This window comes from Streptomyces sp. NPDC026672 (assembly GCF_040638185.1).
GTDB lineage: Bacteria > Actinomycetota > Actinomycetes > Streptomycetales > Streptomycetaceae > Streptomyces.
Map to the genome: position 1 here is coordinate 57,980 of NZ_JBEZXS010000028.1, position 13,593 is coordinate 71,572.

The window sequence follows — 13,593 nt, forward strand, 5'->3', positions numbered from 1 at the left end:
GCCCGTGCTTGGCTTGGACCATGGATCCACTGGAACGGTTGCGCCGGATCGTCGAACGCCATGCCGTCGCGGGCGAGACCGCGACCGCGGTCCCGGGTGTGCGACTGAGCCGGGTCGACTCCCGGACGCTGCCGACGGGAAAGACGTTCGAGCCCAGCGTCGCCCTGATCGTGCAAGGTGGGATGCGTACCGTCCTGGGATCGCGAACCCTGGAGTACGGCGCCGGCCAGTACGCGGTGACCTCGGTCGAACTGCCGGTGACCTGCGCCGTCACCGACGCCACTCCGAACAGGCCGTACCTCGCGCTGACGATGCGTCTCGATGCCACGGTGGCCGCGGAAGTGCTCCTGGGGGCAACCGCGGGCAGCCGCGGGATCGTCACCGGCAGGGCGGCGGAGGGCATCGAGGTGAACACCGCCGACCAGGATCTGCTCGACGCCTTCGCCCGCATGGGCCGACTGGTCGAGCAGCCGCACCACGTCCCCGTCCTCGCCCCGCTCTACGAACGGGAGATCGTCTGGCGTCTGATCTGCGCGGAAGAAGGGGCGGCCGTACGGATGCTCGGACAGGCGGACAGCCAGTTGTCCCAGGTGAGCCGGGCGATCGGCTGGCTGCGCAACCACTACACCGAGTCGCTGCGCATATCGGAGCTGGCCGGGCTCGCGTCGATGGGCAGCACCACCTTCCACCGCCACTTCCGCGCCCTGACGCGGATGACGCCGCTCCAGTACCAGAAACAACTGCGCCTGCACGAGGCCCGCGCCCGTCTGATGGCCGGTGCCGACGACGTCGCCGGCATCGGCCACGCGGTGGGGTACGGAAGTCCGTCCCAGTTCAGCCGCGAGTACCGACGGCTGTTCGGCACCTCGCCGGGACGCGACATCACACACCGCCGAGACACACGGTGGACATGAGGGAGCCGTGCGCTCAGCGAGATGAATACTCTGGCAATCGATGGTTTGGTGCTAGATTAATTGCGTGGTGGCGACCCGGCGGCACGCGAGGGACCGGCCCAGCGCCGACGAGTGCGCCGCGTCGCCCAGGGCGCACCGAGTTCCGATCCCCTTCGCGAGAGGCAGCCGCCCGCCATGACCGACAGCACGCCGCCCCCGTCCCCCGCCGTCACCTGGTCGACGGACGGCCCCGTCTTCGTCGCCACGATGGCCAATCCGCCCGCGAACCAGCTCGGCCGGGCACTGGTGGACGGGCTCATGGCCGCCCTCGACGCGTTCGAGGCGTCGGACGCCCGGGTGCTCGTCGTCGCGTCCGCCCTCGACGGGCTGTTCGCGGCGGGCGCCGACATCAAGCTCATGTCGTCGGTCGATCGGGCCGGCTTCGCGGCGTACGGCGCGCAACTGCGTACCGCGCTCGACCGGCTGGCCGGTCTCGCCCGGCCGTCGATCGCCGCCGTCGACGGCCGGGCCCTCGGTGGCGGACTCGAACTCGCCCTCGCCTGCACGATGCGCGTCGGCTCGGCGTCCGCCCGGCTCGGACTGCCGGAGCCGCGGCTCGGGCTGATCCCCGGTGCGGGCGGCACGCAGCGGCTGCCCCGGCTCGTCGGGCGGGGGCGGGCGCTCGACATGATGCTGACCGCGCGTGAGGTGGAGGCGCCGGAGGCACTCGCCTTCGGCCTGCTCGACCGCGTCGGTGACGGTCCGGCGCTCGACACCGCGCTGGACCTCGCCCGGCGGCTCGCCGAGCTGTCGGGCCCCGCCCTGGGGGCCATCCTGCGGTGCGTCGACGACGCGGCGGAACTGCCGTTCGCGCAGGGCGCCGCGAACGAGGCGTCGCGGGTGGAGGACCTGTTCGACTCGCCCGAGGGGCGAGAGGGTCTTGCCGCATTCCTCGCCAAGCGCCCCGCGAACTTCGCCCGCTGACGTAGGTCGCCCCTCCGCTGACGTAGGCCGCCCGGGTTCCGCATTGCCGGGTGGCCGGGCCGTCATGTGCCCTCCCCGCAGGCCCCATGACCTGCGGGGAGGGCTGACCCGAGCATCACCGTGGCCGCCACGCCGTACGGACCGTTGACAACCAAATGGTCTAGTGCCCTACTATCGAGCAATGGATGAATCAGTGGTGGTGGTGTCGGCCGTGCGCACCGCACTCGGCCGCCGGGGCGGCGGTCTCGCGGAGGTTCACCCGACCCGCCTGCTCGGCGCGGTCCAGCGGGCCGCCCTCGACGCGGCAGGTGTCGATCCGGCGCTGGTCGGACAGGTGATCGGCGGCGTCGTCGCCCAGGTGGGGGAGCAGGCGTTCAACGCGACGCGCACGGCGTGGCTGGCCGAGGGGCTGCCGCCCACGGTGGCCGCCACGACCGTCGACGCCCAGTGCGGCTCCTCCCAGCAGGCGCTCACCCTCGCGGCCGGCCTGGTGTCCTCCGGCATCACGGACGTCGCGATGGCGTGCGGCGTCGAGTCGATGAGCCGCATCCCGATCGGCGCGAACTTCCGCAAGGAATTCGACCTCGGCCGGCCCGTGCCGAAGGCGTACCGGGACCACTACGAGTTCCTGAACCAGTACCAGGCGGCCGAGCGCATCGCCCGGCGCTACGGCATCACCCGCGACCGGGCCGACGCACTGGGTCTCGAATCCCAGGAACGCGCGGCGCGGGCCTGGGACGAGGGCCGGTTCGACGGACAGGTCGTCGACCTCTCCGTTGCGGCGGAGGACGGTGCGACCGTCACGCTCACCCGCGACGAGGGACTGCGGGAGACCGGCCGGGACAAGCTGGCCGCCCTCAAGCCGGTCCTCCTCGACGGCATCCACACCGCCGGGACGGCGTCGCAGATCTCCGACGGGGCGAGCGCCGTCCTGCTCATGACCGCCCGCCGTGCCGAACAGCTCGGCCTCACCCCGCTCGCCCGCGTCGTCGACTCCCTGCTCGTCGGAGTCGATCCCGTGACGATGCTGCTCGGCCCGCACGCCGCCGTTCCGAAACTGCTGGAGCGCAACCGCCTCACCGTCGACGACATCGATCTCATCGAGATCAACGAGGCGTTCGCCTCGATCGTCCTGTCCTTCCAGGACGAGACCGGTGCCGACCCCGACCGGATCAACCCGAACGGCGGCGCGATCGCCCTCGGACATCCGCTCGGCGCGACGGGCTGCGTGCTGGTCACCAAGGCCGTCCACGAACTGCGGCGCACCGGTGACCGCTACGGCCTGGTCACCATGTGCTGCGGCGGCGGAGTGGGCACCGCCACGCTCCTCGAACGGCTCTGAACCACCCCGACACCCCGATCCGACTCCACGGCACGATTGAAGAGGGCTGGAAGCGTGAACTACGAAGACATCTCCTACGAGGTCGACGGACCCTCGGCCGTCATCACCATCGACCGGGAGAGCCGCCTCAACGCCTTCCGGGCGAAGACGATCGAGGAACTCATCCACGCGTTCAAGCGGGCGTGGGCCGACAAGGGCGTGCGCGGCATCGTCCTGACCGGCGCCGGAGAGCGGGCGTTCTGTGTCGGTGGCGACGTCAAACAGCGTACGGAGACCGGCGACTACGGCCCGTCGGACAACGGTCTGTTCGAGGTCACCTATCTGCACCGGCTCATCCGGGACGTCCCCAAGCCGGTGATCGCGGCCGTCAACGGCCTGGCGATCGGCGGCGGTCACGTCCTGCACGTCATCTGCGACCTGTCGATCGCGGCCGAACACGCCAAGTTCGGGCAGGCGGGTCCCCGGGTGGGCTCGTTCGACGGCGGGTTCGGCTCTGCCTACCTCGCCCGCGTGGTGGGGGAGAAGCGGGCCCGGGAGATCTGGTTCCTCCTGCACCAGTACTCCGCGGAACAAGCCGAGCGCTGGGGCCTGGTCAACAAGATCGTGCCCAGCGAGGAACTGCTGCCCGCGGCGAAGGCATGGATCGAGGAGCTGGCCCAGTACAGCCCGACGGCCCTGCGCTTCCTCAAGCACTCGTTCAACGCCGACACCGACCACCAGGGCGGCCTCTCGCAGCTCGCGCAGGCCGGACTCGACGTCTTCTCCGTCACCGACGAGGCGAAGGAGGGGGCGAACGCCTTCGCCGAGAAGCGCAGCCCCGATTTCACCCGCCACCAGATCTCCTGACCGCCGCCCCAGAGGAGTTGAGACCGTGAGCATTTCCATCGACCTGTCGGGTCAGGTCGCCGTCGTCACCGGCGGCGGCAGCGGCATCGGCGAGGCGACCGCCAGGACCCTCGCCCGCGCCGGCGCGACCGTCGCCATCGCGGACCTGTCCCTCCCGGCCGCCGAACGCGTCGCCAAGGAGATCGGAGCCGCCGGCGGCCGTGCCCTCGGCGTGGCCGTCGACATCGCCGACCGCGCCTCCATCGACGCCGGCCTGGCCGCCGTACGGGCCGAACTCGGCCCGGTCACCAGCCTGGTGAACAACGCCGCCGCGTGGGCGGTCAAGCTGTTCGCCGACCACACCGCCGAGGACGTCGAGCGTGTCGTGGGCGTCACGCTCAACGGCACCATGGCCTTCACCCAGGCCGTGCTGCCCGACATCACCGCGCAGCACGGGAACATCGTGGTGATCAGCTCCGACGGCGCACGCATCGGCGAGCGGTACATGAGCGTCTACGCCGCGGCCAAGGCGGGCCTCGTGGGCTTCGCCAAGAGCCTGGCCCGAGAGGTCGGCCGCGCAGGCGTCAACGTCAACGCGATCGCGCCGGGCACCACCAACACCCCCGGCGGCGCCGGCTTCATCGAACAGGCCGGCGGCGCCGAGAAGCTGGCGAAGGCCTATCCGCTCGGCCGGATCGGCGAGCCCCAGGACATCGCCGACGCGGCACTCTTCCTCGTCTCTCCGCTCTCGTCGTGGATCACGGGCCAAGTCCTGTCGGTCAGCGGCGGATTCACGATGGTGTGATCATGACTGAACTTCACTTCTCCGGCGATGTCGTCCTCGTCACCGGCGCCGGCCGGGGCATCGGCCGCGCGCACGCGCTCGAACTGGCCCGGCGCGGCGCCCGCGTCGTCGTCAACGACTTCGGCGGGACCCTGGACGGCGGCGCGGGGGCCGAGGACCCCGCCGAATCGGTGGTCGCCGAGATCCTGGCGGCGGGTGGTCAGGCGGTCGCCAACCATGACTCCGTCGCCACGCCCGAGGGCGGCGCCGCCATGGTCGCGCAGGCCGTCGGGACCTTCGGCCGGCTCGACGTGGTGGTGAACAACGCGGGCATCCTGCGGGACAAGAGCTTCGGCAAGCTCACCACCGATCTGGTCGACCTGGTCCTCGACGTGCACCTGCGAGGGGCGTTCAACGTACTGATCCCCGCCTGGCAGCACATGAAGGGCCAGGGATACGGACGGATCGTCAACACCAGCAGCGGATCGGGGCTGTTCGGCAACTTCGGCCAGGCCAACTACGGCGCCGCCAAGGCCGGGCTGATCGGCCTCACCCGGGTGCTGGCCGTCGAGGGGCGCGAGGCGGGGATCCGTGCCAACGCGATCGCACCCGCCGCCCTCACCCGTATGACCGAGGAACTCCTCGGTGGGAAGGGCGAGTTGCTGTCCCCCGAGTCGATCTCCCCGGTCGTGGCGTTCCTCGCCAGCCGGGAGTGCGACCTGTCGGGGCAGATCCTCTCGGTCGGCGGCGGGCACGTCGCCGCGGTGCTGCTGTCGGAGACGCGCGGCATCACCGAGAAGGAGCTGAGCGCCGAGTCCGTCCGGGACCGCCTCGCCGAGATCTTCGCCGCGGACGGGGCGTTCGTGCCACGCCACCTCGGTGACGAGCTGAAGGAACTGGTCACGGCGCTCGAAGCCCTCCCGGCATGATCTCCTTCGCGTTCACACCCGAGCAGGAGGACTTCCGCGCCGTACTGCGGCGGTTCGCCGAGGAGGAACTGGCGCCGAGGTACGTCGAGCGGTCGGCCAGGGCCGAGTTCTCCTGGGAGGCGCACCGGCAGCTGGCGGAGCTCGGTGTCCTCGGCATCGGGCTGCCCGAGCGGTGGGGCGGGACGGGCGACCCCGACCCGGTCACCCTCGGCATCGCCACCGAGGCCCTCGCCCACGGGGACGTCAACGTCGCCGCCGCCCCCGTACAGGTCGGGCTGATCGCCGCGCAACTGGCGCACCAGGCGCGGACGGTCGTGGCCGAGCGGTACGTGCCGCGGCTGATCGCGGGAGAGATCGTCGGCGCCATCGCGGTGACCGAGCCGGCCGCCGGGTCCGACGCCTCCGGCCTGCGAGCGCGGGCACGGCCGGTGCCGGGCGGCTGGCGGCTCTCGGGCGAGAAGAGCGCGATCACCCACGCCATGACGGCGGAGGTCGCCCTCGTCTACGCCCGGCACCCCGGTAGCGAGGGCCACCACGGCATCAGCTGCTTCGCCGTGCCGCTGGACGCCCCCGGGGTGACCCGGGGCGCCATGCCCGGCATGGGCGCGCTGCCGCTGGGCTGGGGCACCCTCGCGTTCGACGACGTCTTCCTGCCCGCGGACCACCTCGTCGGCGAGGAAGGGCGGGGCTTCTCGGGGGCGATGCACCACTTCGACTTCAGCAGGCCCGCGTTGGGGCTCCTGTGTCTGGGAGCGGCGCAGGCCAGCGTCGACGAGGCGGTCGAATGGGCGCGGCAGCGCGAGGCGTTCGGGCGTCCGATCGCGGCGTTCCAGGGTGTGTCGTTCCCGCTGGCCGAGCACGCCACGTATCTGGAGGCCGCCCGCTGGCTGTGCTACCGGGCGCTGTGGATGCGGGAGACCGGCAGGCCGCACACCGAGCTGGCGGCGATGTCCAAGTGGTGGCCGCCGCAGGTCGCCAAGGACGCGATCGAGACCGCCTGGGTGACGCACGGCAACCTCGGCTACTCCACCGAACTGCCGCTCCAGCAGCGCTACCGCGACGTGGCGAGCTATCTGCTCGCCGACGGCAGCGCCTCGATCCAGAAGCGGATCATCGCCACGAAGATGTTCGGTCGGGTGGCGGCCCAGTGACGGGCCCGCCGGTCAAGGTCGGAGTGTCGGTCCACACGAGTGTCCTCGTGCCCGACCCCGCCGCGCGCCGCCGCGTTCTCGACCTGGCCCACGCCTCCGGACTCGACCACGTGGGCGTCGCCGACCACGTCAGTTTCCGCGGCGGCACCGGATTCGACGGGCTCGTCGCCGCGACGTCGGTCCTGTCCAGCCACGACCGGCTGCCCGTGCTGGTCGGTGTCTATCTGCTCGGCCTGCGACATCCCCTGCTGACCGCCCGGCAGCTCGCGTCCCTCGGCCAGATCGCTCCGGGACGGCTCGTTCTGGGCGTCGGTGTCGGTGGGGAGGACCGGAGCGAGATCAGCAACAGCGGTGTGGACCCGGCGACCCGGGGGCGCCGTCTGGACGAGACGCTGGGCCTGATGCGCCGGCTGGCCACCGGTGAGGCCGTCGACCACGACGGGGAGTTCTTCCGGCTGAGGTCGGCGAGCATCCAGCCGCCCCCGTCGCCGCGCGTTCCCCTGGTCATCGGCGGCCGCGGCGCGGTGGCCGTGCGGCGCACGGCGCGGTACGGCGACGGCTGGCTCGGCATCTTCTGCTCCGCCCGGAGCTTCGCCCGCACCCGGCAGGACATCGCCGAGGCCGCCGAGGCGCGGGGTCGGGACATGCCCGGCTGGTACGGGCTGCACGTGTGGTGCGGCCTGGACCGGGACGAGGGACGGGCCCGGGAACTGCTCGCCCGCGAGATGGAGGGCCTCTACCGGATGCCGTACGAGCGCTTCCGGCATGTCGCACCGTCGGGGACGCCGGACCGCGTCGCCGAGTGGCTGTCGGAGTTCGTGGGCAGCGCCGAACATCTCACCTTGATCCCGGCGGCCTCCTCGCCGGAGGCCGGAATCGAGTACGCGGCCGAAGTCCGGGCGCTCCTCGACTCCTGAACCGGCACCGTGACTTCTGAACCGGGACCGTGTGACCTTGTTTGTCTGGCACCATATATTCGAAGGCTAGAGAGAAGTTTCGCGTGCCACCCCGAGCAAGGAAACAGGAGGACGCCTTGTCTCCGAAGTCCCAGACCGACTCCGTAGCGTGGATGCGGGCACAGTGGGAGGAGCACGGCGAACCCTCGCCGTCACAGTTCGCCGCCATGGCGTCGATCCTGCGCACGTCCGTCGTCGTGACCGGCGCGATCGACCAGGTCCTCAAGCGGTTCAAGATGACGCGCACGGCCTACCTGGTCATGGTGACGCTTCAGATGTCCCGTGAGGAGACCCGCCCGCTGGGGCAGTTGAGCAAGGCGCTGCTGGTCCATCCCACCACGGTGACCATGGTCGTCGACCAGCTGGAGAAGACGGGACTGGTCGCCCGCGCACCCCATCCGTCGGACCGCCGCACGATCCTGGCCCGTCTGACGGAGGAGGGCCACGACGCGGTCCGGCAGGCGAGCGCCGCCCTGGCCGAGGTCGGCTTCGGCCTGGGGGAGACCGGCGAGGAGTCCGCCGACCGGCTCGCCGTCCAACTGCGCGAGGTGCGCGAAGCCCTGGGCGACTTCGGCTGACACCCCGCGCGCACGCTGTACCGCGCCCCTTCCGACGGCGGACTCCGCCGATCGGGAGGGGCGTTTGCCGTGGGCGCGGCAACGCTCAGTGCTCTAGTGATCGAGTATCTAGGAAAAGATATTTGAGCACTAGACTTCCTTTGTGTGTGAGCCGTATAACAGGAGTGTTTCCGACGGCCTCGGCTGCACCTTGAGAGGTTCCACGTGAGAGTTCCACCTCAAGCCCTCCGCCCCCAGGACCGGTACGACGAGGCGACGATCGCCGGCTTCCGCGCCCACGGACACTGGCGCGACGAGATCCTGAGCGACTACGTCGACCGCTGGGCGGCCGAGCGCCCCGACGCGATCCTGGTGACCGACGGAGACGGGGCCCTCACCGCGCTGCGGCTGCGGGACGACGCCTACCGGCTGGCCCGGTCGCTGCGCCGCCTCGGCGTCGGACCGGGCGACCGGGTCCAGGTCCAGCTCCCGAACTGGAACGAGTTCGTCGTCGCCTACGTCGCGATCGCCCGGATCGGCGCGGTCCTGGTGCCCACGATGCCGATCTACCGGCACGACGAGGTCCGCTACGTCCTGGAGCACTCGCAGGCGAAGGTCTCCATCGTCCCCGGCGAGTTCCGGAAGTTCGACCACCCCGCCATGCTGGCGGACCTCCGCGGCTCCTGCCCCGTGGAGCACGTCATCACGGTGCGCTGCGGCGAGCGGGACGGGGCACTGCGGTACGAGGACCTGATCACCGGCGATGTGCCGGGCGACGACGAACTGGGCCCGCCACCGGCCGCCGACGACCCGCACTGCGTCATCTACACCTCGGGCACCGAATCCCGCCCCAAGGGCTGCCTGCACACCCTGAACACGCTCACCTTCACCGTCCACGCCCTGGGCGGCTCGGTCCTCGGACTCGGGCCCGGCGACGTGATGTTCATGCCGTCCCCCGTCACCCACGCGACAGGACTCGCCATCGGTGTGGCGGCGCCCCTGATCCTCGGCAGCGCCCTGCACCTGATGGACGTCTGGGAGCCGAGGAGCGCGCTGCGGCGGATCGCCGAGCACGGCTGCACGACGAGCATGACGGCCACCCCCTTCGTCCAGATGGTGCTGGGCGCGATCCTCGAAGAACCGGAATCCGCCGCGCTGCTGCGCACGATGCGCCGGTGGATCTGCGCCGGGGCGCCGATCCCGGAGTCCATGCTGGACGACTGGTCCGAGCACCTTCCCGGCTGCACCCTGCTCCCGGTCTACGGCCGCTCCGAAGGTCTGCTGGTCACCGCGTGCTCCGTCGGCGATTCCCCCGCCGAGATCCTCTCCTCCGACGGCCGCCCCCTCCCGGGCGTCGTCCTGGAGATCCGCGACGAACTCGGACAGGTGCTGCCCGCGGGGGAGGAGGGCGAGATCTGCCACGGCGGACCCGGTCTGATGCTCGGGTACTGGCAGGACCCCGAACGCACCGCGGCCTCCATCGACCGGCACGGCGTCTCCGCCTCCGGCGACCTCGGCCGCCTCGACGAGGACGGCTACCTGCGGGTCACCGGACGCATCAAGGACCTCATCATCCGGGGCGGGACGAACATCTCCGCCGCCGAGGTGGAGAACCACCTCATCACCCACCCCCGCGTCGCACAGGCCGCCGTGGTCGCCGTGCCCGACGCCAGGCTGGGCGAGAAGGCCTGCGCCTTCGTCGTCCCGCGCGGCCAGGCGCCCACCCTGTCGGAGCTCACCGACTACCTGCGCGGCGAACGCCGTATCGCGACGCAGAAGCTCCCGGAAATGCTCCAGATCGTCGACGAACTCCCCACGACGAGCTCCGGGAAGATCCAGAAATACGTGCTGCGGGAACGCGCCGCGGCCGTCGCCGAACAGGCCGAGTGACCCACTGCGCCGACCAAGGCGCGGGGTCGAAGACCTCCGGCCCGGACCGCCGGGCCGGACCATCCCTGTCATCGTCGAGCTCGAAGGGGCAACGAAGCGCATGACAATCACGTACGACAAGCTGTTCATCGGCGGCCGTTGGGGGGCACCCAGCTCCGACAGGACGATCACCGTGGTGTCCGCCAGCAGCGAGGAGGTCATCGGCTCGGTCGCCGAGGCGCAGGAGGCCGATGTGGACGCCGCCGTCGACGCCGCGCGCGCCGCGCTCACCGACCCCGGCGGCTGGGCGCACTGGGAACCCGGCCGCCGTGCCGACGCCATGGAACGCCTCGCCGACGCCCTGGAGAGCCGCGGCGAGGAGACCGCACGCCGGGTCAGCGCGCAGAACGGCATGCCCATCGCCGTCTCGTCGGCCTTCGAGTCGGTGTTCCCCGTCGACCTGCTGCGCTACTACGCGGGGGTGGCGAGGACGCTGAACAGCGAGGAGGAACGCGCCGGCCTGCTCGGCGGGTCCATCAAGGTCCGCCGGGAGCCCGTAGGCGTCGTCGCCGCCATTGTGCCGTGGAACTTCCCGCAGTCGCTCGCCGCGTTCAAGTACGCGCCCGCACTGGCCGCCGGCTGCACGCTGGTCGTCAAGCCGTCGCCGGAGACCGTCCTCGACACCGGGCTGCTGGCCGACGCCGCGATCGAGGCCGGCATCCCGCCGGGCGTGCTCAACATCGTGCCCGGCGGCCGGGAACTCGGCGCCTACCTGGTCGAGCACCCCGGTGTCGACAAGGTCTCCTTCACGGGCTCCTCGGTCGCCGGCCGGTCCATCGCCGAGGTGTGCGGGCGGCTGCTGCGCCCGGTCACCCTCGAACTGGGCGGCAAGTCCGCGGCGATCGTGCTCGACGACGCCGACCTCGACCTGGCCACCGTGGGGCAGCGGCTGTTCCAGGCCACCCTGCTCAACCAGGGCCAGACCTGCTTCCTCGGCACCCGTGTGCTGGCGCCGGCCAGCCGCTACGACGAGGTCGTGCAGACCTTCGCCGCGCTGGCCGAATCGCTCACGATCGGCGACGCGCTGGACCCGGCGACCCAGATCGGCCCGATGGCCGGCGAAGGGCAACGGGCCCGCGTCGAGGGCTACATAGCCAAGGGCCTGGCCGAGGGCGCCCGGCTGATCACCGGCGGTGGCCGCCCGTCAGGCCAGGAGCGGGGCTGGTTCGTCCAGCCGACGGTCTTCGCCGACGTGGACAACAGCCACACCATCGCCCAGGAGGAGATCTTCGGCCCGGTCCTGTCGCTGATCAGGTACCAGGACGACGACGATGCCGTACGGATCGCCAACGACTCCGACTTCGGCCTCGGCGGCAGCGTGTGGACCTCCGACGACGAACGCGGCCTGGACGTGGCCCGCCGGGTGCAGACCGGCACGATCGGCATCAACGGCTATCTGCCCGACCCCGTCTCGCCGTTCGGCGGCGTCAAGGCCAGCGGCCTGGGCCGAGAGCTGGGACCGGAGGCCGTCGAGCACTACCAGCAGCTCAAGTCCATCTACTCCTCGAACCCTCCGGCTTCCTGAGTCCCCCGGCCTCCCGGCCCCCATCTCCGGATCGCCCACGTGAACGGCCCGGCACCCCCAACGGGTGCCGGGCCGTTCACACGTGACGGGCGGACGCCGCCTCAGTCGGCCGGCCAGGCGGCGGCGATCGCGCGCTTGTCGGTCTTCCCGGCGTCCGACATGGGCAGCGGTTCGGTGCCGATCCGCCATTCCACGGGCAGTTCGAACTTCGCCAGGACCGGAGCGACGTGCGCGGCGAGCTCCTCGGCGTCGGCCGACGCGCCCTGGGCGAGCTGGACCATCGCGGCGACGCGCTCACCGAGGTCCTCGTCGGGCCGACCGATCACCGCCGCGTTGACGACGGCCGGGTGGGTGAGCAGCGCCGCCTCGACACGCGCCGGCGCGATGTTCTCCCCGCCCCGGATGATCAGGTCCTTGATGCGGCCGGTGACGTACAGCAGTCCGTCCTCGATCCGCCCGAGGTCGCCGGTGTGCACGAAGCCCTCGTCGTCGAGCAGCGCGGGGTGCTCCTGGCCCCAGTACCCGAGGAGCTGGCCGGGGGTGCGCACCACGATCTCCCCGTCCCCCCGCGCATCGGGGGAGTCGATCCGCAGTTCGACCACGGGCAGCGGTCGCCCGGCGGTGTCGGGGTGCTCGGCCATCAGCGCGCCGGAGGCGGAGGCGACAGTGCCACCGGTCTCGGTCATCCCGTACACGGTCGACAACCCCTTCCCGGCGTTCGGGAAGAACATCCGCAACCGCTCCAGCAGATGGGGCTGCACGGGTGTGCCGCCCATGGAGATGGACCGGACCGACGACAGGTCGCGCCGCGCCGCGGACGGGTGGTCCACCGCGCGGACGGCCATGGTCGGCACCGCGCCCCACACGGTGACCCGCTCCCGTTCGATCAGCTCCAGCACCTCACCGGGGTCGAAACGGCCCTTGAGGAAGACGACGGTGTTGCCGCCCAGCAGGGCGAGCAGCAGGGACTGGAGGCCGCCGATGTGGAAGAGCGGGCCGCTCTGCAGGCTCACCGCGGGGGAGCGCGTCTCGTCGATCTGGTGCGGCAGGCGCCGGGAGACGGCCAGCAGGTTGTGCAGGTTCGCCAGGACCGAGCGGTGTGCCAGGACGACCGCCTTGGGGTTTCCGGTGGTGCCCGCGGTGAAGATGATCACCGCGGGATCGTCTTCGTCCGCCGCCCGTGGCGGCGGCAGTTCGCCCGCGTCCGTGGCGGAGGTGTCCGTGGCGGAGACCGCGAGCGTGGTGATGTCGACGCCCGGAACACCCGGCGGCAGCAGGGCGAGCCGGGGAGCGTCGGCGATGACGACCGCGGGCCGTACCAGGCCGACGGCGTACTCGACGTCCGCGGCGGACCACCAGCTGTTGCCGAGGGTGACGACCGCGCCGAGCCGGAACCCGGCCCACATGGCCACGACCCACTCCACGGAGTTCGGCGCGAGCAGCAACAGCCGGTCGCCGGCCCGCAGGCCCGACGCGTGCAGCCCGGCGGCGACCCGCTCGATCTCGCGGAACATGTCGGCGAAGGTGAGGCGCTTGTCCCCCTGCACCAGGTGGGTGCGGTCGGACCACCGCGCGGCGTCCTCCAGGAGCTGTGCGACCTGGGTGCGCCGGGGCGCGTAGACCAGGAAAGGAACGCCCGAGGTGCGTCGTTCGACCGTCTGTCCCCATGTGAATGCCATGCCCGCATCCTCTCGCCGGAGCCATAGATAGTCTAGTCA

Annotated in this window: 12 protein-coding genes; 11 read left to right on the forward strand and 1 reads right to left on the reverse strand. The window is 71.5% G+C overall.

Features of this window, described 5'->3' with window-relative positions; translation table 11 throughout:
- Positions 1–20 precede the first annotated feature (20 nt).
- From AB0F77_RS28710 to AB0F77_RS28760, 11 genes are all read left to right on the forward strand, one after another.
- On the forward strand, positions 21–914 hold the full coding sequence (locus tag AB0F77_RS28710; protein ID WP_361954566.1) for an AraC family transcriptional regulator: 894 nt from the start codon (positions 21–23) through the stop codon (positions 912–914).
- Positions 915–1,088: 174 nt separating this feature from the next.
- Positions 1,089–1,877: an enoyl-CoA hydratase-related protein gene (locus AB0F77_RS28715; RefSeq protein WP_361954567.1), complete on the forward strand. Its 789-nt coding sequence runs from the start codon at positions 1,089–1,091 to the stop codon at positions 1,875–1,877.
- A gap of 181 nt (positions 1,878–2,058) precedes the next feature.
- Positions 2,059–3,219, forward strand: a complete 1,161-nt coding sequence (locus AB0F77_RS28720) for an acetyl-CoA C-acyltransferase (RefSeq protein WP_361954568.1) — start codon at positions 2,059–2,061, stop codon at positions 3,217–3,219.
- Between the two features lie 54 nt (positions 3,220–3,273).
- A complete protein-coding gene (locus tag AB0F77_RS28725; protein WP_361954569.1) occupies positions 3,274–4,065 on the forward strand; it encodes an enoyl-CoA hydratase-related protein in 792 nt (263 codons plus the stop codon).
- A 25-nt stretch (positions 4,066–4,090) separates the two neighbouring features.
- Positions 4,091–4,849, forward strand: a complete 759-nt coding sequence (locus AB0F77_RS28730) for an SDR family NAD(P)-dependent oxidoreductase (RefSeq protein WP_361954570.1) — start codon at positions 4,091–4,093, stop codon at positions 4,847–4,849.
- Between the two features lie 2 nt (positions 4,850–4,851).
- Positions 4,852–5,757 carry an SDR family NAD(P)-dependent oxidoreductase gene (locus AB0F77_RS28735; protein WP_361954571.1) on the forward strand — a complete coding sequence of 302 codons (906 nt, stop codon included), beginning with the start codon at positions 4,852–4,854 and terminating at the stop codon, positions 5,755–5,757.
- Complete coding sequence (locus AB0F77_RS28740) at positions 5,754–6,908, forward strand: acyl-CoA dehydrogenase family protein (RefSeq protein ID WP_361954572.1); 1,155 nt, start codon at positions 5,754–5,756, stop codon at positions 6,906–6,908. The genes AB0F77_RS28735 and AB0F77_RS28740 overlap by 4 nt, the downstream gene beginning before the upstream one ends.
- Positions 6,905–7,825 (forward strand): LLM class flavin-dependent oxidoreductase, encoded by a 921-nt coding sequence (locus AB0F77_RS28745; protein ID WP_361954573.1) that lies wholly within the window; start codon positions 6,905–6,907, stop codon positions 7,823–7,825. Before AB0F77_RS28740 ends, AB0F77_RS28745 begins: the two co-directional genes overlap by 4 nt.
- 116 nt (positions 7,826–7,941) lie before the next feature.
- Positions 7,942–8,442: a MarR family transcriptional regulator gene (locus tag AB0F77_RS28750; RefSeq protein WP_361954574.1), complete on the forward strand. Its 501-nt coding sequence runs from the start codon at positions 7,942–7,944 to the stop codon at positions 8,440–8,442.
- 204 nt (positions 8,443–8,646) lie between these two features.
- Positions 8,647–10,311, forward strand: coding sequence for an AMP-binding protein (locus AB0F77_RS28755; RefSeq protein ID WP_361954575.1), 1,665 nt, complete (start codon positions 8,647–8,649; stop codon positions 10,309–10,311).
- A 100-nt stretch (positions 10,312–10,411) separates the two neighbouring features.
- Positions 10,412–11,875 (forward strand): aldehyde dehydrogenase, encoded by a 1,464-nt coding sequence (locus AB0F77_RS28760; protein WP_361954576.1) that lies wholly within the window; start codon positions 10,412–10,414, stop codon positions 11,873–11,875.
- Positions 11,876–11,976: 101 nt separating this feature from the next.
- Here AB0F77_RS28760 and AB0F77_RS28765 read toward each other — a convergent pair whose 3' ends face one another.
- A complete protein-coding gene (locus AB0F77_RS28765) occupies positions 11,977–13,554 on the reverse strand; it encodes a class I adenylate-forming enzyme family protein (RefSeq protein WP_361954577.1) in 1,578 nt (525 codons plus the stop codon).
- Between the last annotated feature and the right edge of the window lie 39 nt (positions 13,555–13,593).

Excerpts from the sequence above, each read along its gene's own strand:
- AB0F77_RS28740 (WP_361954572.1), top strand. The coding sequence starts at position 5,754 with ATGATCTCCTTCGCGTTCACACCCGAGCAGGAGGACTTCCGCGCCGTA.
- AB0F77_RS28710 (WP_361954566.1), top strand. The coding sequence starts at position 21 with ATGGATCCACTGGAACGGTTGCGCCGGATCGTCGAACGCCATGCCGTC.
- AB0F77_RS28715 (WP_361954567.1), top strand. The coding sequence starts at position 1,089 with ATGACCGACAGCACGCCGCCCCCGTCCCCCGCCGTCACCTGGTCGACG.
- AB0F77_RS28765 (WP_361954577.1), bottom strand. The coding sequence starts at position 13,554 with ATGGCATTCACATGGGGACAGACGGTCGAACGACGCACCTCGGGCGTT.
- AB0F77_RS28720 (WP_361954568.1), top strand. The coding sequence starts at position 2,059 with ATGGATGAATCAGTGGTGGTGGTGTCGGCCGTGCGCACCGCACTCGGC.
- AB0F77_RS28760 (WP_361954576.1), top strand. The coding sequence starts at position 10,412 with ATGACAATCACGTACGACAAGCTGTTCATCGGCGGCCGTTGGGGGGCA.
- AB0F77_RS28735 (WP_361954571.1), top strand. The coding sequence starts at position 4,852 with ATGACTGAACTTCACTTCTCCGGCGATGTCGTCCTCGTCACCGGCGCC.